The organism is Spirosoma panaciterrae DSM 21099 (assembly GCF_000374025.1).
Classification (GTDB): domain Bacteria; phylum Bacteroidota; class Bacteroidia; order Cytophagales; family Spirosomataceae; genus Spirosoma; species Spirosoma panaciterrae.
Window position 1 is genome coordinate 127,007 of the sequence record NZ_KB893244.1, and the last position, 19,958, is coordinate 146,964.

A 19,958-nucleotide genomic window follows, 5' to 3' on the forward strand; every position below is an offset into this window, starting at 1 on the left:
TCTTTAGCAAAAGGTTCTAATGTTTAAAGACTTACCTGCATCGATACTTTCACGGCAAAGGGCGTAGCGGCTGGCTGGTTCCGGTAAGTCAGGCGGTGGAGCGCTTCGATACGGAGTACTTTAAAGACGTTTTCAACGCCATAACCCACCTCTGCATAAGGCACTGAGCCCAATGACCGAATCGGTGGAATTGGTTTGCCCGTTGCATCGTGCGTGGCCATGAGGGTCCGGTTCTCGTTGCTTAAGTGGCCCCACAACAGTTTGCCCGTCACGAACGAACGCCAGCCCCAGCGCCGGACCACAGGCAGCCGGTTCGTCAGTAAGCCATCAAATTTGTGCTCAACAGCCAGCGAAACATACCGATCGCTGGTGAATTCGGCATAGTTCATCAAGTTGAACGCATTGCGGTTGTAAAATGGGGTTTGATTCCCCAGATGCATTTCCAGCAACGGGTAGGGTAGGCGTGAAGGGCTATACCCCGCCCGAACCGTGTACTGAGTTTTGCCCCACAAGCCCCAGCGGAGCGCATGATCCCATTGCAATTGCCATTTATGATAGGTACCGATGCGGTTCCCCTGTACCGACGAAGTCCCCAGGGTATAGCGCAGGGTAACAACGGGAGCCGTTTCGGTGGTCCGTCGACGAATCCGCCGACCCGTTACCCGACGGTTTGGCAATCGGCCTGGCGCATAGCGGGTTTCCAGAAAAAACTCCCGGCTTTGCAGGGCCGAAGAGGTTGTTTGCGGATAAGGCGATTCAGTCGCTTGATTTACAGCGAATGGGAACAAAAGATTCATGGAACGCGTGCGGATGCCAGCCGTTTGGGTAAAATCGGGACCCAGATCACGTTGGGCTGTCAGGGCTGTTTCGTGCTGATAATAGGCCTGTCGGTATGCACCAAAGCGGCTGGTGATTCGAAAAAACGAGTTGTCGGCAATATCTTCCTGTCGGTAGCCCAGCCGTTCCAACTCATAGCTGTGTTTCAGAGAGAGCAGAGTTAAGGGCTGGCGCGAAGGAATGAAGTTAACTTCCCAGCCGGTTTTCCAGACTTTATCGCGGGTTCCATAAGCCCCATAGGCCGACAATTGCCAGTGGTGACTAAAGGCGTTGTTGGTCTGCAACCCAACCCGCAGGCGATTCCCTTCAATGGGATTGTACGCCCAGAGCGAATAAACGGAGCCTAAATCGACACCTCGAAAAAGAGGCAGGTAACCACCGTTCAGCAGAAACTGCCCAACTTTCATATACGTTCTGACAACGGGCAAATTACGGACGGTATCGAGTAGGGCCCTTGTTTGGTCGAACGTTACGGATGACGCCGACTGTTCACGCTGGGCAGACCAGTAATCAGCCGGAAACTGGGAACGATCGTCAGCTAACTCGACATCGACCGTAAAAAAATCGACGGGTTTAGGTTTCCCGACCACTGGCTGCCGAACACTGGTGAGGTAATCAACCGTAGCGCTGAACGTATGCGGTACGAATTCGCCCACCTGAACCGTCAAGTGAGTGGTTTCGGGGAGCCAGGCTGTGACGGAATCCGAAACCGTCATATATGTTTGATCAATATCGATCTGATTGATAAAATTAATATTCGCGACGGAGCCGACATGCGCTTCGATTCGAACCAGGGCATAGCTGGCCGTATCAATCCACATCTTGCCCCGAAAAACAAGATCACGTTCATTTTTAGGGTCAAACTCAATTCCGTAGCAGGTATGATCACCGACCTGACTGGTATCAGCCAGAAAATAGGAATAGGCCGTTCGCCCGCCAATAGCCAACGGAGAAAGAAATTCTTTTTTGAACAGGCTCACCTGATTCTTATAAAAATTGAGTGTGTTGAAACCAGCTCCGGTAAACTGAGAAACATAGCTGTCGTCGGTGATGCCCACACTGCTGATGTTTGTCTTTTGGATAAGCTCTTTCAGATGCTGAGGCTGTTGACGGGCATAGATATGCGAAACGGTTTCTGACAAAAAAACAGGGAGTTCCTGGCGTGATTTTTCCTGTTGTTTCTGCTCCAATGCCTGCAGAACAGCGCGAATGGGCTTCCGTTGCCGAAAGCGCTCATCCAGGTTGTTCAGGCGAATGGCCAACTGGCTATAGGCTTCGTAGTCATAGCCACTCAACTGGCTGAAATCATTTTGCTTTCGGTGAGCCTGTATAGCTCTAAGAACCCGAAAGGCCGGATTTTCGCCTGCACGGACCACAACCTCAGCCAACTGCGCGGCACCAGGCACCAGTTCAATCTGAAGCTCACGACCCGAAATAGCAACCGTCCTGGTCTGATACCCCAGCGCCGACAGAAGAAGCGAATCGGCGGGTTGCCGCAGCGACAGGTGGAACGTCCCTTCCAGATCGGCCTGCGTACCCACGGCTCTTCCCTTCACAGCTACCGATGCGAATGGAATCCCCTGCCGGGTAACTGCATCGATTACATGTCCAGAAATTAGTGTGGGTGTAGTGGTCTGGGCTATAGCAGGTGAACTCACGATCAGCACGACCCAAAACCAGAGCCGATTAGTGGATGGAATCAAGTTAATGAATATGGGTATAGACGGGATGCCGTAGTGCCCCGTTCGGATTGTAAGGTGAGGAGATGGCTTCGTTTTCATGTTGTTTACTGTTCTGCTCGGCAAAGCTCTGGCAATCAGGCTACACCGGAAAACAGTTGGAACATGAACAGGAGAATTTAACCAGTCAAATGGTGAAAAAGCTGTATGAATTGCACATATAAATTAGTCAGTCGGCCCGGAAATCTAGAAGACGCAATGGCTCTTAATTTTGATTTGGTCTAGAGAAAAGTTGTGTTGAAATTTTAAAAATTAGCACAAAGCAACCTTTTCTTGTGACTTCTCGTAAATAAGTAGCAGATTGTTAGTTGTTTACTGATTTTTTGACGCTTTCTAGTATAAATACTTGAAAAAATAATGATTTATTTATCCAATTTTAAAATTAAAATGATTTAATTTGCTTGTGAGTAGAAGCATAAGTACTAAAAAGTTTACTTTAGTGTTTATGCTGGCGAGATAATGGTAACATAATGATTTTATTTGTTATCACATTTTGTCAGGTATTACTAAATATGTGATCAGAAAGGACTCTGGAAGGTGCTAAAGTTCAGAATAACGTATACTAATCTGGATGAATTACCTTGGAATTTGGATAAAAAATACGTGTGGAACGTATGTTTTTTTAATTTTATTCGATTAGCTTTGGTGTCGCCGTCATTTTTAACGTTACTAATTTTTTGATAGTGGATATACCGAAGTCGAATATGTTTTTTGTTCATAAATTGCCTTTTAGGCTCTTTTATTAGTCAATTTGATAGCAATACGGACGAATGGATTGATACAGATAGGATGGGGATTGCTGCCTATTCTATGTTGCATTTAATCAAAAGTTCGTATGATTTTCATCAGCAATTGTCTATGCGCCACCATGTTATATTTAATCGATTTTTTAGTTTACTCAGCGTGCATTAATTAGCTGTGGAAGAAGAGTGTTCAGGAGGATAAGACCCACAGCTTACTCAACAACAATAATTCGGGTAATGGATACCAGAAGGGTGTTTTCTCGTAGAAAGTAATCGCTGTTCAGAACCCAATCGATACCATACCATCTGCTCGACCCCTTTTGAGCTTCAACAGATCTGAAGGTTAACCACGAGCTTTATTGGAGAACTGAAACCTGTTGCGAATACAGGTAGGTCGATTTTTGTGCTAAGCCCAGATCAAATGGGACTGAACGGGCGAAGCCGTAAGAATTAGTTAATCTGGGAGGTTCTTCGAAACAACGTAGCGTTGCCTCTCCATCCCCTTTCCCTTACATGATGCGTGTTGCTTTTTATGGAAGACTAATCCATACGATCATTGTTTGCTGCTCAATTATTTTTTTTCTGTCGTCCTGCGCGACGATCAAGCCTCCAGCCCCCAAGTTCGAATATTTCCAAAGTAATGACCCCCGGTTTCCGACCAGTATAGAGACCATTGCTCCGCAGATCTCCAGAATACAAAAGGGTGATATTCTGGGCATTATTGTCAGCAGCCTGAACAAGGAATCGAACGAGATCATGAACTTTTACAACATCAGTTCATTGCCGCTCGCCAGCTTTTCACCGGGGGGAGGGGGCTCTAGCGGGGGGGGGAGTACTCAACCAATTGGCTATCCGGTCGATTCGTTAGGCAACGTGGCTATCCCGCTCATCGGTAAAGTTCGGCTGGATGGATTGACCATCCAGCAGGCCGAAGAGAAAGTGCGGGTGGAGGTGGAGAAAACCTTGAAAGACCCGGCGGTGAACATCCGGTTTATGAACCATAAATTCACCGTGCTGGGTGAGGTGAAGAATGTGGGTATTTTTAATCTACTCAATGACCACACTACGCTGATCGATGCCATCACCGTAGCCGGGGATTTATCTGAATACGCGAAACGAGATAGCATCAAAGTCATTCGCTCCGTGAACGGCAGACGGGAGATAGGAATGGTCAGTCTGCGTAATCGGGAAGTGTTTACTTCACCGTACTTCTATGTCCGACATGATGACATTATCTACGTAGAACCGACAAAAGATAAAGTATTGCCTTTGCCGCCACAGGAGCAGATTAAGAACAGCGCCTTTTTTCAACGTGCCCCGCTTATCTTAAGCTTCCTGACAACAACCTTTTCGCTTATTGTACTGCTTTCCAGACTTTAAGCCCCACTGATAGCAATCGAACTAAGTCATCTATTCCCCCAAACAATCTGTGATGTGTATCAAACCCCTTGCCTACTCCTATTGGAATACCTATGAGCAGCGAACAACTATTTAGCGAAGAACAGGAAGAGGATACCGATATTCTGGGGTACGTATTTAAGTACCTCCGGTATTGGTACTGGATTGTGATCGCGCTGGTTATCAGCTTTGTATACGCTTACGTGTATTTAAAACGCTATACGCCCATTTACCAGGTGAATGCCACGCTTCTCATCAAGGACGAGAAGAAGATGAATACCGAAGTTCTCGAAAAACTGGACATGGATGGGCAGAGTAAACTGGTCGAGAACGAAATCGAAGTTTTAAAGTCGAGGGCATTGATCCGGAAAGTCGTCGACGACCTGAATCTGATCGTATCCTATTGGAAAGAAACCAAGACTCGGGACCGTGAACTCTACAACGAAAGTCCGATTACCCTGAATGCGACGGAGATTACCGATTACGCTTACAGCAATCCACTCTACATTAAAATAGGCCCCGACAGCAAGTACCAGTTGTTGGATGGTGATCAGAATGAACTCGGAACGTACTACTACAGCCAGCAGGTAAAGTCCAAATACGGAAAGTTCCGGATCTTTGATCGGGATAGTGTGAACAGTACCTTCCCGACCCCCGTAAAAGTAGTTTTCCAAAGCCGGGATGGGTTGGTGGAAGGGTTGATCGGTGGGCTACAGATCGCCTTGCTAAACCCGAAAAGCAGCCTGATCTCGCTGGGCCTCGAAACGGCTGTACCTGAGAAAGGAAAAGACATTCTGACAAAGTTGTTGAATGAATATGCCTTTACCTCGCTTGAAGACAAAAACCGGGAAGCCACCAACACCCTGCGGTTCATTGAGGAACGGCTGAAGCTGGTCACGGCCGAACTGGGTGGGGTTGAACAGAACGTAGAAAACTACCGCCGGACCAAAGGCGTGACTGATCTAAGTTCCGAAGCCAACCTGTTTTTAGGAAAAGTAGAGGAAAACGATTCCAAGCTGAATGAACTGGATATTCAGTTGAAAGTGCTGGATGGCATCGAGGACTACCTCAATAGTTCGCAGGTGGGTATTGTGGCCCCGGCTACAATGATGGGCTTTACTGACCCCGTCCTGACGTCCTACATCGATCAACTATCGCAGCTGGAAATTGAGCGGAGTAAGCTGGCGCAATCGGTTCAGCCGGGAAACCCCTATCTGGAAACGCTGAACAACCAGATGAAGAACGTGAAGCAGGCGATCAAGGAAAACCTGGGCAACCGACGGAATAGCCTGAATGTCTCCAAGCGAAGCCTGCTGGAATTGAACAATCGGCTGGAAGGAGCTATTGCATCCATTCCACATAAAGAACGGGAGTTTGTGGGGATCAAGCGCCAGGCGAATATCAAAGAAGATCTCTACTTGCTGCTGCTGAAAACCCGCGAGGAAACGGCGTTATCGTATGCATCAACGGTTACCGATAGCCGGGTGGTCGATGCGCCCTTTTCGACGGGTGGCCCTATCCGACCCGTTCGGAAGAACATTTATCTGATGGCGCTTCTATTTGGTTTAGGAATTCCCATCGGTCTGATCGCCATGAAAGAAGCCTTGACAAATACGGTTCAGAATAAGAAAGAAATTGAACGGAAAACGGGACTGAAAGTATTCGGTGAAGTGGGTTTATTGCCCAAGGAAGAGCAGGGCGAAATCATCGACATTCGGAGTCGAAGCTTTGTGAGTGAGCAATTGCGCATGCTGCGGTCCAACATGCAGTACCTGTTTCTGGACAAGCAGGACGATATCGGCAGCACCATTCTGGTGACCTCCTCTACCAGTGGCGAAGGCAAAAGCTTTATGACCCTCAACATTGCCGCATCGCTGGCGCTACTGAACAAAAAAGTGGTCATTCTGGGATTAGACCTACGCAAACCGAAGATCCAGGAATATCTGAAGGTCAGCAATAAAATGGGTATGTCAAATTATCTAATTGGTAAAACGAGCCTTGACAGTATTATCCATTCGACCTCGGTTGAAAATCTCTACATGATCCCCAGTGGGCCGATCCCGCCAAACCCCTCTGAACTGATCGCCAATGGGCGCCTAAAACACCTAATTGAGGACTTACGCAAATCGTTCGATTATATCATGATCGATACGCCCCCACTCGGTCTGGTTACGGATGCTACGTTGCTCGCCCCGTACGTAGACGAATGCTTCTACCTGGTTCGCCACGAAAAAACGCCTAAACTCTACCTGTCGAACATCAAGGAACTGGCGCATAGAAATCTGTTTAAAACAGTTCATATCATCTTCAACGCGGTCAATTACAAGAACTCCTCCGACTATGGCTATGGATACGGGTATGGGTATGGGTACGGCTATGGAAAAGGGGCGTATTATGGTGAAGAAACCTCGAAAAAGAGCTGGATCAACCGACTCCTGTCGAAAGTATAAGCAGTATCATCCACATCCGTTCGTTTTATAAATACTTATATGATGAGTCGACCAGAAGCCGTTTCGATTGGCGTAATCGGATTAGGGTATGTAGGGCTGCCCTTAGCCGTTGAATTCGGAAAAAAATACCCGGTTTTTGGCTTTGATGTCAATAAAGAGCGGATTCGGCAACTGGCCGAAGGGTATGATGCCACGCTGGAAACAGCGAGAGAGGAAATCTGCTCGGCAAAGCATCTGACGTTCACCCACGATATCGAGCTATTACGGTCCTGCACCGTCTATATTGTCACCGTACCGACCCCCATCGATAGCTTCAAAAAGCCCGATCTGAGCTTTTTAGTAAAGGCCTCGGCGGCCGTTGGGAAACTTCTGAAAAAAGGCGATACGGTCATTTACGAATCGACGGTTTATCCGGGCTGTACGGAAGAAGATTGCGTGCCTGTGCTGGAAAAGTGCAGCAAACTTACCTACAACAAAGACTTCTTCTGTGGCTACTCACCCGAGCGGATCAATCCGGGCGATAAAGAGCGAACACTGACCCGGATTCTGAAAATTACGTCGGGTTCGACCGAGGAAACGGCCGATTTTGTCGATCGTTTGTATGGCTCCATCATCGAAGCGGGCACCTATCGGGCGCCGTCGATTAAAGTAGCCGAAGCTGCTAAAGCCATTGAAAATGCCCAGCGCGACATCAACATCTCGTTTGTGAACGAACTGGCGCTAATGTTCGACCGGATGGGCATCGATACCAACGACGTGCTGGATGCGGCTGGTACCAAATGGAACTTCCTGAAATTTAAACCGGGACTGGTCGGCGGGCATTGCATCGGCGTTGACCCCTATTACTTAGTGCATAAAGCCCAAAGTCTTGGCTATTATCCCCAGGTTATTGCGTCTGGTCGGCTGGTGAACGACGGCATGGGCATGTTTGTCGCAAAGAAAATTCTGAAGCGACTCATTGCCAACGGGCTACAGATTCAGTCGAGTCGGGTACTTATTCTGGGCGTCACTTTCAAGGAAAACTGCCCCGATACGCGCAATACCAAGGTAGTCGATATTTACCACGAGCTTATCGATTTTGGGATTGGGGTAGATGTTTACGATCCCTGGGCCTCTCCGCAGGATGTGCAGGAGGAATATGGTATAGAACTGGCCGATACGATAGAGGGGCAGCAATACGACGGGATTATTCTGGCAGTGGCCCACCGGCAGTTTTTTGAATTGAACATTGACGGGTTAAAAAGAGATGCGAAATCCATTGTGTTCGATGTGAAATCCATCTTCGATAAGAAGCTGGTCGACATTCGGCTATAAGCACAACCGCTTCTCAGTTAACCCCTTACCTATAGTCTTGAAACGTTTTCCTGCAGTATGCATTTCGCCTATCTAACGCCTATTGATCAACCTTTACCATGTCGCTCACACAACTTACCGTTCAGGAAGGCTCACTGGCCGGTGATTCCAGCCGCCCGCTCGATCAGCCCGCCATCATCTCGCCCCGACGCGACAGCATCCACCAGAAACTGCCCGATGGTTTACTGACCATTGCGCAGAAAGAGGCCTGGCATTGTACCCGTTTAGACGACATTATCCAGCATAAGCTCGATCAGACGGTTGCTCATGTATACATTGACGACATACTGCTGAAAGCCCACGACCCGAACCAGGTTTTCGAAACCATTCGGACCAAACTAATCGACAATACCTATTTCGCATTTCGCATCGTAACGGCCGAAAACATAAAAACGAGCATTCAGCAGCGCATTTCCTACGGTTTCTTTACGCTCTATTACCCCTTCCATTTTTTATCCAGACGGGTACTCCCGAAACTCAAGGGCTTTCGTAAACTATGCCGGTTGCTGGCCATCCCGGTCGACATCTCGAAAGCTGAAATCATCGGTCGGTTGATTTACAAAGGATTTGACATTGTTAAGCTGGTCGAAACGGCTCAGGATACGCTGATCATTGCCAAAGCGAACACGGGCGTCAATCCCAGCCAGCATAAACCAGCCTCCAACGAAGGGTTCCTGTTTCGGATGCAGCGGGTTGGCAAACTGGGCGTTCCGATCACCGTCTATAAATTCCGCTCCATGCACCCCTATGCCGAGTATGTGCAGGAATACCTGCATCGGACCAATGGACTGGATGCGGGCGGCAAGTTTAAAAATGACTTTCGGGTAAGCACGGGCGGGCGCGTATTGCGGAAATACTGGCTCGACGAATTGCCCATGCTATATAACCTGGTGAAAGGCGACATTAAACTGATTGGGGTTCGACCCATCAGCGAGCATTATTTCAGCCTGTATCCCACTCAGGTACAACAGATTCGGAAGAAGCATAAGCCGGGGTTACTACCGCCGTTTTATGCCGATATGCCCAATACGTTCGAGGAAATCGTTCAGTCGGAACTGACGTATCTGGAAGCCTACGAAAAAGCGCCCTGGCAAACCGATCTGGCCTATTTGCTGAAGATCCTGAAAAATATCGTCGTTCATAAAGCGCGCAGCAAATAAGACCCCTAAAGCCGCTGAAGGGGACTTATTAATTATAATCTAAATTTTGTCATCCCGACGTAGGAGGGATCTTCGGAGGCTAGTTACTATCTCCTTCCTCAGAGATCCCTCCTGCGTCGGGATGACAAAAAACAAAAGCTTTAAAGGGTAGTGTATTTAGTTCGAGCGAGGGTAATGACTTCTTTAGACGGTTTAGGGCTTTCGACACAGTTTGCAACAGCATGACTCCTGCTCTGCCTTTACCCGGAATTGTTGCCCCCATCCAGATGGTTGATTTGAAGAATCAGTATCTGAGAATCAAACCCGCCATCGATGCGGCCATTCAGGAATGTCTGGATACGACGGCCTTTATCAAAGGACCGCAGGTAGGGGCTTTTGAACAGCGACTGGCGCAGTATCTGGATGTGAAGCATGTGATTTCCTGCGCCAACGGAACCGACGCCCTTCAACTGGGGATGATGGCGCTGGACCTGCGACCGGGCGATGAGGTCATTGTACCCGCTTTTACCTACGTAGCCACGGCCGAAGTCATCGCCTTACTGGGCCTCAAACCCGTGATGGTGGATGTAGACCCGGCCACGTTTACCCTTACGCGGGAAAGTATCGAAAAGGCCCTTTCGCCACGAACCCGGCTGGTAGTACCCGTGCACCTGTTTGGACAATGTGCAGATATGGCGGAGATCACCTCCGTTTGTCAGCAGCATGGGCTGGCCATAATCGAGGATACAGCCCAGGCGGTAGGAGCAACCTACACCTTTCGGGACGGAACCACAAAGGCCGCAGGCGCAATGGGTGATCTGGGTACAACTTCGTTCTTCCCCTCCAAAAACCTCGGCTGTTTTGGCGATGGGGGAGCGGTATACACCAATCAGGATGAACTGGCGCATAAAGTGAAGATGATCGGGAATCATGGACAGGCCCGAAAGTATGTCCACGAAACGATTGGTGTGAATTCGCGCCTGGACACCATTCAGGCAGCTATTTTACTCGAAAAACTGAAGCATCTGGACAGTTATACCCAAGCCCGTCAGCAGGTAGCCCGTCGGTACGACGAAGCCTTCCGGAACGTGGAGGCCATCCAGACGCCATACCGAAACCCGGATTCAACCCACGTCTTTCATCAATACACGCTGAAAGTGCCAGCCAATAAGCGGGATGGGCTGAAAGCGTATTTAAGCGAGAAGAAAATACCCAGCATGATCTATTACCCAATTCCTTTGAACGCCCAGAAAGCCTATCAGGGCGTCGGGCGCGTGGTGGGCGATTTATCGGTAACGCAGGATTTATGCCAACGGGTGATCTCCCTCCCGATGCATACCGAATTGTCGGACGATCAGATCACGTATATCACCGAAACAGTCATTGACTATTTCGCTTGAGGAAGGAAGAAACTATTTGTCATTCCGCCGATAGGAAGCAGATAATGCATTCTGGACGATTGAGCTACAGAAGAAGAAACTGTTTGTCATTCCGACGAAAGGAGGAATCTTCGGAAACAGACTATTTAATGGAACCTTCCGAAGATCCCTCCTTTCGTCGGGATGACAAAAAAACATTCTTAAAATACGCCTGATTCGTTGAGCTCCGTTTTTATACATCCCTCGGCTATTGTTGATGATGGCTGTCAGATTGGTGAGGGCACGAAAATCTGGCATTTCTCGCACATCATGCCCGGATGCGTGATTGGGAATGGGTGTAACATAGGCCAGAATGTGGTGATCTCCCCACAGGTCGTGCTGGGCAATAACGTGAAGGTCCAAAACAACGTGTCGATCTATACGGGCGTAACCTGCGCTGATGATGTGTTTTTGGGGCCGTCGATGGTATTTACGAATGTGATTAACCCCCGAAGCGCCATTGTCCGAAAAGATCAGTATCAGCAAACGCACGTTGGTAAAGGAGCCAGTATCGGTGCCAATGCCACCATCGTATGCGGGCACGACATTGGTGAATATGCCTTTATTGGCGCGGGGGCAGTAGTCACCAAATCTGTTCCGCCTTATGCGCTGGTAGTCGGGAACCCGGCCCGGCAACTCGGCTGGATCAGTGAATACGGTCATCGACTCACCTTCGACGAGCAAGGGGTAGCCCAATGCCCTGAAAGTGGAGATACCTACCAACTAGTAGACGGTACAATTCATAAAGGGCTATAGAGTTTTAAGCATACTCAGATTTAAGCCCCTACTTTACCTGGCATCTATTGGAAATGACAGTTTTTGTCATCCCGACGCAGGAGGGATCTTTGGTCACTATTAATTATCTCCTTACCCGAAGGTCCCTCGTTCCTCGGGATGACAAAAACATAGTAGTTTAGCTTCTACAGTCTACTTACCGCTCCTTCCTCTATGAAAACATTTGCCCTCATCGGTGCTGCCGGTTTTATAGCCCCCCGCCACCTGAAAGCCATAAAAGAAACCGGAAACCGACTCGTAACGGCCTTCGATAAGTTCGACTCGGTGGGCGTAATGGATAGCTTCTTTCCCGAAGCCGATTTCTTCACGGAGTTCGAGCGGTTTGACCGGCATGTTGACAAAAAACGACGGGAAGGCGATCCGATTCAGTACGTCAGCATCTGTAGCCCAAACTACCTGCACGACGCCCACATTCGGTTTGGACTGCGAAGTGGGGCCGATGTGATCTGCGAAAAACCGCTGGTGCTGAATCCCTGGAACATTGACGGACTGGCTGAAATGGAGAAAGAAACGGGTAAACGGGTCCACAACATCCTTCAACTTCGGTTGCACCCCAGTATCGTAGCCCTGAAAAACCGCATTGCCAACAGCCCAGCCGATAAAGTGTATGATGTAGACTTGGCTTATATCACCTCGCGGGGCAAATGGTATAACATCAGTTGGAAAGGCGATACCACCAAATCGGGTGGTGTGGCAACCAACATCGGTGTCCACTTCTTCGATATGCTGACCTGGATTTTTGGCAAAGTGAAGAAAAACGTCGTGCATGTACGCGAGGAGAATACAGCCGCTGGATTTCTGGAACTGGAACGGGCCAATGTGCGCTGGTTTCTGAGTACCGAATATGAGTCCCTGCCCGAAGCGGTTAAACTGGCGGGTAAACGAACCTACCGTTCCCTGCAAATGGAAGGCGAAGAAATCGAGTTCAGTGACGGCTTTACCGATCTCCATACCCGAAGCTACGAGCACATTCTGTCCGGGAGTGGCTTTGGCCTGCTGGAAGCTTATCCCTCCATCGAAATCGTTCACTACATCCGGAATGCTAAACTAAGTGCAAAAACGAGTGATTATCATCCTTTAGTTAAGTCTACTTTAAGTCACCTGGACCTGCTTAATGAGTAGTGTTTAAATGACTTTATACGTGTAAACTAAATTCAGTAGACAAACAACTTTGATGATGATTCGATATAAAACCATATTGGTAACAGGAGGAGCCGGTTTTATTGGGTCTAACTTGTGTGAAGCCCTATTAGCGAAAGACAATAAGGTTATATGCCTGGATAATTTTTCTATAGGTAAGCGAGAGAATATCGATGGGTTTTTGAACCATCCTGATTTCAGCCTCATTGAAGGGGATATTCGAAACCTTGCTGATTGCCGAAACGCTGTCAAGGGGGTTGATTTTGTATTGCATCAGGCTGCTTTAGGATCAGTGCCCCGCTCAATTGCTGATCCTATTGCGACTAACTCCGTCAATGTTACAGGCTTTTTGAATATGCTGGTAGCTGCGAAGGACGCCGGAGCTAAGCGTTTTGTATACGCCTGTAGCTCATCAACCTATGGCGACTCGACGGTAATGCCTAAAAGAGAAGACGTAATTGGAAAGCCGCTATCACCCTACGCGGTGACGAAATATGTTAATGAACTTTATGCGGATGTATTTCATAAAACGTACGGGTTCAATACAATAGGATTGAGGTATTTCAATGTATTTGGGAAAAGACAGGACCCCAACGGACCCTATGCAGCCGTGATACCTAAATTTATTACGCAGTTGATGAAGTATGAAGCACCTGTAATTAATGGTGACGGCGAACATTCGCGGGATTTTACATACGTGGCCAATGTCGTGCAAGCGAATCTTCTTGCTTTAACTTGTGAGCAGGAGAGTTTAAATACGATCTATAACATAGCGTATGGCGGGCGCATTACACTGAATGAGTTAGTGAGACATCTCAAAAATCAACTAGCTGATTACGATGCCGCCATCGCCAATATTGGCGTGATACATGGAAGTAATCGTTTAGGAGATATTCCTCATTCATTTGCTTCCATTGAAAAAGCAAAGCGTAATTTACATTATGAGCCTGCCTATACTGTAGAAGCGGGCTTGAAACAAACCGTGGAGTGGTACTGGCAACAACAATCAAAATTGGTAGAGGCTGGTAAAGGGGTACTTTAAACTATAGTATTTTTTATAAATGGTTGCCCAGAAAACAGAATACGAAAATTCTATAGTACCCAAAGACAAGCTATTTGATTTACGATTACAAGAAATCTGGAATTATCGGGATCTTTTGGTCTTGTTTGTAAGAAGAGATTTCGTCGCCAAATACAAGCAGACCATTCTGGGGCCCGTGTGGTTTTTTATCCAGCCAATTTTCCAGACGGCGGTAATGGCTATTGTCTTTGGTGGAATGGCTAGACTGTCGACCGATGGCGTACCACCCATTCTGTTTTACCTGGCAGGCGTTACAGCCTGGAATTACTTTTCCAACTGCCTGCGGGCAACATCGAACACATTTACTGCTAATGCGAACCTGTTTGGAAAAGTGTATTTTCCAAGAGCGGTAACTCCCTTATCTATTGTGATCAGTAACCTAATCCAATTTGGGATTGGGATGGTGCTCTTCCTGCTTATTTATATCTTTTTTGTCATTACAGGAACAGCATTGCATCCCAGTATCACCCTACTTCTCTTGCCCTTGCTGATCGTTGTAATGGGCTTTATGGGGCTAGGGCTCGGTATGCTCGTATCCGCCATGACCACCCGGTACCGGGATTTACAGTATCTGGTCGAATTTGGTGTGCAACTACTAATGTATGCTACCCCGGTGATCATTCCGTTATCGGCTATACCGGCTAAATACAAACCCATCATGCTGGTTAACCCCATGACGGGCGTGATCGAAACATTTAAGTATGGTTTTTTCGGAGCGGGTACGTTTTCATGGCCGCTACTCAGCTATTCAATCGGATTTACTGTCATCGTATTTTTGATTGGGTTGGCTATCTTTAATAAAACTGAGAAAAACTTTATGGATACGGTGTAAACCTATCCTGAAATTGCCTGTATGAAGCCGATTATTCGCGTTGAAAACCTATCCAAACAGTATCGCCTGGGCGCTATTGGGACCAAAACGATCCGGGAGGATGTGCAACGATGGTGGCATCGTATTCAGGGTAAGGAAGACCCATATCTGAAAATTGGTGAAACGAACGACCGGAGTAGTAAAGGGAATAGCGACTATGTGTGGGCGCTAAGAGACATTAATTTTGAGGTAATGCCCGGCGAGGTACTGGGTATTATTGGCAAAAATGGAGCAGGTAAATCAACACTACTAAAAATTCTTTCCAAAGTTACGGGGCCAACCACGGGACGCATTGACTTTAATGGCCGAATTGGAAGTTTACTGGAAGTTGGAACTGGCTTTCATCCTGACTTAACAGGGCGAGAGAATATATTTCTGAATGGTGCCATCCTGGGCATGACAAAACGTGAAATTCGGTCAAAACTAGATGAAATTATTGATTTCTCGGGTTGTGAACGGTATATAGATACCCCAGTTAAAAGGTATTCAAGTGGGATGACAGTGCGGTTAGGATTTGCAGTCGCAGCTCACCTAGACCCAGAAATTCTAATAGTAGATGAAGTATTGGCCGTCGGGGATGATGAGTTCCAGAAAAAAGCTCTCGGCAAAATGCAAGAAATTAGTAAGAACGAAGGGCGTACTGTTTTATTTGTTAGCCACAACATGATAAGTATTAAAAAACTATGTAATAGTGGCCTATTTTTAGAAAATGGTAATGTTTTAATGAGGGATTCAATATCTAAAGTAGTAAATACTTATGAATATAAAAGTGCATCAATAGGTGAGATTGACCTAAGCTTAAGAAGTGATAGGAAAGGTTCTGGTAAAATAAAAGTTATGAGTTGTAATTTATTGAATCGTTTTAATTATAAAACAACTAACATAGATTGCGGAGAAGTATTTTTGTTAGACTTGTCAGTAAAAAGTAATTTAATGGAAACTAAATCGAAAAATATTGAAATAGCTGTTAATATTTGCCATATTGGAGGAGATAGGATAATACAATTAAGTAATCGCTTTTTAGGGCAAAATATTTATTTAAATTCAGAGTTAACCAGAATACAATTTAGAATTGATAAATTTCCGTTGAACCCTGGTAAATATGCAATAAGAATATTTATTGCAAATAGTATAGAAATATTTGATTGGATAGATAATGTTTTAATTTTAAATGTTGAAGATGGAGATTTCTTTAAATCAGGATTTGTTGAGAATAGCTCAGTCTTTTTTGTTGATCATTCTATCAATATTATTAATAACTAATATAAAATGAGAAGGAATAATGAAATAACAATTTTAGATTTTGACGCTGGTAACTTAAATGTATTAGTGAAAAAATTAGGAGATTTTGGCTTTAAAGCTCAGTATACAAATCAGATATCAAAACTTTCGGATGCAAATTTTTTATTAATTCCAGGTGTTGGTCATTTTAGAACAGCAATGAATAATTTAAAACGGAATAACATAATTGATATATTAAATAAAAAGGCTTTACTTGATAAAATCCCTATCATAGGTATATGTTTAGGAATGCAATTATTTTCAAACTATAGTGAAGAAGGTAATTGTGAAGGGTTAGGATGGATTAGTGCAGAAACTAGGCTATTAAAATATAATGATAAAAGAATTAAAGTGCCACATATAGGTTGGAATAAAATTATTCCAACTCATAATAATAATTTTTATTCCTCCAATGAAATAAATCATGAATATTATTTTATACATTCATACTATGTAAAGTGTAATCATGAAGAAAATGTATTAAGTTTTTCAAATTATGGAAATACTTTATTCTGTTCTTCTATTTTATATGATAATATTCTAGGCTTTCAATTCCATCCGGAAAAGAGCCAAAGAAAAGGTATGGAAATGCTTGTCAAAGCAATTAATTTTCAGATGGAAAAATATGCATTATAGAGTTATTCCAACATTATTATATAAAAACGATGGCCTTTATAAAGGCCATCGTTTTAAAAACCATGTCTATTTAGGTGATCCACAGAATGCTATAAGGATTTTTTCTGAAAAAGAAGTAGATGAATTAGTTTTGTTTGATATAAATGCAACTTTAGAGCAAAAGAAGCCTAATATTCAGTTCATTAATCGAGTTGCCGAAGAATGCTATATGCCATTTGCAATAGGAGGTGGGATAAATAATTTAGATACAATACGTGATGTTTTAAGAGCAGGTGCAGAAAAGGTTATATTAAATACTAAAGCAGTTTCTGACCCACAATTTATTAAGTTTGCAAGTGAGGAATATGGTAGGACTAGTATCGTAGTGGCCTTAGACTATAGGAAAAATTTCTTTGGAAAGAATATTGTGTACACATATTCAGGAACTAGAAAAACTAGGTACGAATTAATTGATTTTGTTCGTATTGCTGAAGACATGGGGGCTGGGGAGCTTATACTAACATCGATTGATAGAGATGGGACAAGATCAGGGATAGATTTAGAAACTATTAAAAAAGTAAAAGATACTTTATCAATTCCTATAATAGCGTCTGGCGGGGTTGGTAATAGTGTACACATAGAAGAAGCAGTTAAATTCGCAGATGTTTCAGCAGTAGCTGTTGGTACTTATTTTGTATTAAAAGGCAATCATAACTCGGTATTAATTACTTACCCAAAAGATTGGAAATGAATAATAACTATAGAATTTGTAATCAGTGTGTAATGGATACTTCAGATAATTATATAGTATTTGATGATAATGGTGTATGTAATCATTGTCATAATTATGATTTAGTAGTTACAAATAATGTGATTCCCAAAGCCCAAAGGCAAGAGAAGATAGCTCACTTAATTAATAAAATAAAGCTGAGTGGTAAAGGCAATAAATATGATTGTATCGCAGGGCTTAGCGGTGGAATGGACAGTTCATATGTAATTTATTTAGCAAAAAAATTAGGGCTTCGAACATTAATAGTTCATTTTGATAACGGTTGGGATTCTGAACTGGCAATAAAAAATATAGAAAATATTATTAATTATACAGGGTTTGACTATTACAACTACATTGTTGATTGGGAAGAATTTAAAGATTTACAATTGTCTTACTTTAAAGCATCTGTTGTAGATGTAGAAATACCAACAGATATGGGTATATTCTCATTAATACCTAAAGTAGCAATTAAGTATAATATTAAATACATAATTTATGGGACTAATATTGAAACTGAAACAACAATGGGTACGGGCTGGAATTATACTAAAATGGACAGAGCTAATTTAGAAGCTATTCACAGAAAATATGGAACGAAAGAACTTAGAACTTTTCCAAACTATACATCATTTGATCAGTTACTTTTTAAAATAAAAGGTATAAAGCAAGTTAATATATTAAATTATGCCGAAACAAATTACGACGAAATAGCTAAAGTATTGTACAATGAATTTAAATGGAAAAACTACCCTGTTAAACATGGAGAGTCTATTTTTACAAAATTTTACCAATCCTATTACTTACCAAAAAAATTTGGAATCGACAAAAGAAGAGCCCATTTATCAGATTTAATAAACTCAGGACAGAAAGAAAGACAACAGGCTTTAGAAATCTTGTCCAAAACCGTATATAGTTCTTTAAGTGAAGAAGAATATGAATATAAATATGTAATAAGAAAATTGGGGTTAACAGAAGAACAGTTTACTGATATAATGGAACGCCCTATAAATAAGCATGCTGATTTTTCTACAAATCAGCCGGTTAACAATATAACCGATAGAGTATTTTTAAAGATAAAAGATACAAAGATTCTAACTGCTATTCTTGGTAAAATATATAGAATATTTTCATAAGCAAAGAACGATGTCAATTTTTCCTATCAAGCTGAAAGCTATCCTTAATATATGAATAATAAATTAAAGATTTTTAAGGCTTTTCCGGCATATAAAAGCTATTTGTCTAGTTTTTACCAAAAAAGAGGCAAATTAGAAATAGAACCATTTAATATTCAGAAGAAAGAGTTAATTGATGATGCATTTCCATGGATATTCTCTTGGTCTACAAATAATTTAGATGAAGATATAGAAATATTTGAAACTGTACATAATTCTGAAAGCCTTCAGAAAAGTTGGAATGTAAAAAAAAAATATAGTGAGAAGTGGCAGCAAGAAATATTAATAGACCAAATAAAAGCCTTTCAGCCTAATATTTGTATTATTTATCCACCAGATTTATTTAACAGTGAATTACTATATGAAATTAGAAGAGCTGTAAAGCATGAAATAATTATTGCTGGTTACGATGGGATGAACCGTGAGAATGAAAAATTATATAAAGGTTATGACTTAATAATAACATGTTCAGACTTTATTAGCCAATATTATAATATAAAAGGATTTTTAACTTATTCATTGGATTTTAGTTTTGATGATTCGATATTAAGTAGACTTAAGAAAACTAATAAAAAATTTAATTTAAGTTTCACAGGTTCTATTTATAATAATATTCATGATGATAGATATAAATTGATAAAATATTTGCTTACACGGACAGATGTTAATATTAGATCAGAATTTAATTATGGAATTAACAACAGTTTAATATCAAAAGGGCAGCTGAAAAGATTAATAAAGAATAGAGATTTTGCAAACTATTGGGCTTTATGGCGTATACAGGAAAAGAACCTAGGCCCTGTTTACGGACTTGATATGTATCAATTCTTAAAAGAATCTAAAGTTTGTTTAAATATGCATGGTGATCTTATAAAATTTGCTGCTAATGTTAGATTATATGAAATAACTGGAATTGGTTCCTGTATGATAACTGATTGGAAAAGCAATATCTCTACGTTATTTGAGCCAGACAAAGAAGTTATGACGTATAGCTCATTTGAAGAGGCATATGACAAATCGAAATTTTTAATAAAGAATAATCAATATAGAGAGAATATGGCATTAGCTGCTCAGAAAAGAACATTAGAGAATTATACTTATAGAAAACGCATGCCTGTTCTTTTTGAATTTTTAAAAAAACTATATAAATAGCT

At 43.4% G+C, this 19,958-nt stretch carries 15 protein-coding genes; 14 read left to right on the forward strand and 1 reads right to left on the reverse strand.

Translation table 11 applies throughout. The features are described 5' to 3' along the window. Positions 1-23: 23 nt before the first annotated feature. Positions 24-2,618 (reverse strand): DUF5686 and carboxypeptidase-like regulatory domain-containing protein, encoded by a 2,595-nt coding sequence (locus tag B153_RS36355; protein ID WP_020601214.1) that lies wholly within the window; start codon positions 2,616-2,618, stop codon positions 24-26. Positions 2,619-3,832: 1,214 nt separating this feature from the next. Between B153_RS36355 and B153_RS36360 the strand changes: the two genes are divergently transcribed. The 14 genes from B153_RS36360 to B153_RS37070 all read left to right on the forward strand — a co-directional run bounded on the left by B153_RS36360 (position 3,833) and on the right by B153_RS37070 (position 19,956). Continuing rightward, on the forward strand, positions 3,833-4,699 hold the full coding sequence (locus tag B153_RS36360; RefSeq protein WP_020601216.1) for a polysaccharide biosynthesis/export family protein: 867 nt from the start codon (positions 3,833-3,835) through the stop codon (positions 4,697-4,699). Positions 4,700-4,791: 92 nt separating this feature from the next. Further along, positions 4,792-7,167 carry a GumC family protein gene (locus B153_RS0133910; RefSeq protein WP_020601217.1) on the forward strand — a complete coding sequence of 792 codons (2,376 nt, stop codon included), beginning with the start codon at positions 4,792-4,794 and terminating at the stop codon, positions 7,165-7,167. 42 nt (positions 7,168-7,209) lie between these two features. Continuing rightward, positions 7,210-8,481 (forward strand): nucleotide sugar dehydrogenase, encoded by a 1,272-nt coding sequence (locus B153_RS0133915; RefSeq protein ID WP_020601218.1) that lies wholly within the window; start codon positions 7,210-7,212, stop codon positions 8,479-8,481. 98 nt (positions 8,482-8,579) lie between these two features. Then, positions 8,580-9,680: a sugar transferase gene (locus B153_RS36365; RefSeq protein WP_020601219.1), complete on the forward strand. Its 1,101-nt coding sequence runs from the start codon at positions 8,580-8,582 to the stop codon at positions 9,678-9,680. A 221-nt stretch (positions 9,681-9,901) separates the two neighbouring features. Then, positions 9,902-11,059, forward strand: coding sequence for a DegT/DnrJ/EryC1/StrS family aminotransferase (locus B153_RS0133925; RefSeq protein WP_020601220.1), 1,158 nt, complete (start codon positions 9,902-9,904; stop codon positions 11,057-11,059). 198 nt (positions 11,060-11,257) lie between these two features. After that, positions 11,258-11,833, forward strand: a complete 576-nt coding sequence (locus B153_RS0133930; protein WP_020601221.1) for an acyltransferase — start codon at positions 11,258-11,260, stop codon at positions 11,831-11,833. 192 nt (positions 11,834-12,025) lie between these two features. Continuing rightward, the gene (locus B153_RS0133935) at positions 12,026-12,994 is read left to right on the forward strand and encodes a Gfo/Idh/MocA family oxidoreductase (RefSeq protein WP_020601222.1); all 969 of its coding nucleotides are present in this window, start codon (positions 12,026-12,028) and stop codon (positions 12,992-12,994) included. Positions 12,995-13,046: 52 nt separating this feature from the next. Then, entirely contained in the window at positions 13,047-14,054 is a 1,008-nt protein-coding gene (locus B153_RS0133940) for an SDR family oxidoreductase (protein WP_020601223.1), read from the forward strand. A gap of 121 nt (positions 14,055-14,175) precedes the next feature. After that, a complete protein-coding gene (locus tag B153_RS0133945) occupies positions 14,176-14,925 on the forward strand; it encodes an ABC transporter permease (RefSeq protein WP_245564992.1) in 750 nt (249 codons plus the stop codon). Positions 14,926-14,946: 21 nt separating this feature from the next. After that, on the forward strand, positions 14,947-16,227 hold the full coding sequence (locus tag B153_RS0133950; RefSeq protein WP_020601225.1) for an ABC transporter ATP-binding protein: 1,281 nt from the start codon (positions 14,947-14,949) through the stop codon (positions 16,225-16,227). A 6-nt stretch (positions 16,228-16,233) separates the two neighbouring features. Further along, positions 16,234-16,881: an imidazole glycerol phosphate synthase subunit HisH gene (hisH, locus tag B153_RS0133955; RefSeq protein WP_020601226.1), complete on the forward strand. Its 648-nt coding sequence runs from the start codon at positions 16,234-16,236 to the stop codon at positions 16,879-16,881. Then, positions 16,871-17,611, forward strand: a complete 741-nt coding sequence (locus B153_RS0133960; RefSeq protein ID WP_020601227.1) for a HisA/HisF-related TIM barrel protein — start codon at positions 16,871-16,873, stop codon at positions 17,609-17,611. The genes hisH and B153_RS0133960 overlap by 11 nt, the downstream gene beginning before the upstream one ends. Continuing rightward, a complete protein-coding gene (locus B153_RS36370) occupies positions 17,608-18,765 on the forward strand; it encodes an N-acetyl sugar amidotransferase (protein ID WP_063672891.1) in 1,158 nt (385 codons plus the stop codon). The genes B153_RS0133960 and B153_RS36370 overlap by 4 nt, the downstream gene beginning before the upstream one ends. Positions 18,766-18,816: 51 nt before the next feature. Then, complete coding sequence (locus tag B153_RS37070) at positions 18,817-19,956, forward strand: glycosyltransferase family protein (protein ID WP_020601229.1); 1,140 nt, start codon at positions 18,817-18,819, stop codon at positions 19,954-19,956. Positions 19,957-19,958 lie beyond the last annotated feature (2 nt).

Excerpts from the sequence above, each read along its gene's own strand:
- B153_RS0133960 (WP_020601227.1), top strand. The coding sequence starts at position 16,871 with ATGCATTATAGAGTTATTCCAACATTATTATATAAAAACGATGGCCTT.
- B153_RS37070 (WP_020601229.1), top strand. The coding sequence starts at position 18,817 with ATGAATAATAAATTAAAGATTTTTAAGGCTTTTCCGGCATATAAAAGC.
- B153_RS0133935 (WP_020601222.1), top strand. The coding sequence starts at position 12,026 with ATGAAAACATTTGCCCTCATCGGTGCTGCCGGTTTTATAGCCCCCCGC.
- B153_RS36355 (WP_020601214.1), bottom strand. The coding sequence starts at position 2,618 with ATGAAAACGAAGCCATCTCCTCACCTTACAATCCGAACGGGGCACTAC.
- B153_RS36365 (WP_020601219.1), top strand. The coding sequence starts at position 8,580 with ATGTCGCTCACACAACTTACCGTTCAGGAAGGCTCACTGGCCGGTGAT.
- B153_RS0133940 (WP_020601223.1), top strand. The coding sequence starts at position 13,047 with ATGATGATTCGATATAAAACCATATTGGTAACAGGAGGAGCCGGTTTT.
- B153_RS36360 (WP_020601216.1), top strand. The coding sequence starts at position 3,833 with ATGATGCGTGTTGCTTTTTATGGAAGACTAATCCATACGATCATTGTT.
- B153_RS0133950 (WP_020601225.1), top strand. The coding sequence starts at position 14,947 with ATGAAGCCGATTATTCGCGTTGAAAACCTATCCAAACAGTATCGCCTG.
- B153_RS0133910 (WP_020601217.1), top strand. The coding sequence starts at position 4,792 with ATGAGCAGCGAACAACTATTTAGCGAAGAACAGGAAGAGGATACCGAT.
- B153_RS0133915 (WP_020601218.1), top strand. The coding sequence starts at position 7,210 with ATGAGTCGACCAGAAGCCGTTTCGATTGGCGTAATCGGATTAGGGTAT.
- hisH (WP_020601226.1), top strand. The coding sequence starts at position 16,234 with ATGAGAAGGAATAATGAAATAACAATTTTAGATTTTGACGCTGGTAAC.
- B153_RS0133925 (WP_020601220.1), top strand. The coding sequence starts at position 9,902 with ATGACTCCTGCTCTGCCTTTACCCGGAATTGTTGCCCCCATCCAGATG.
- B153_RS36370 (WP_063672891.1), top strand. The coding sequence starts at position 17,608 with ATGAATAATAACTATAGAATTTGTAATCAGTGTGTAATGGATACTTCA.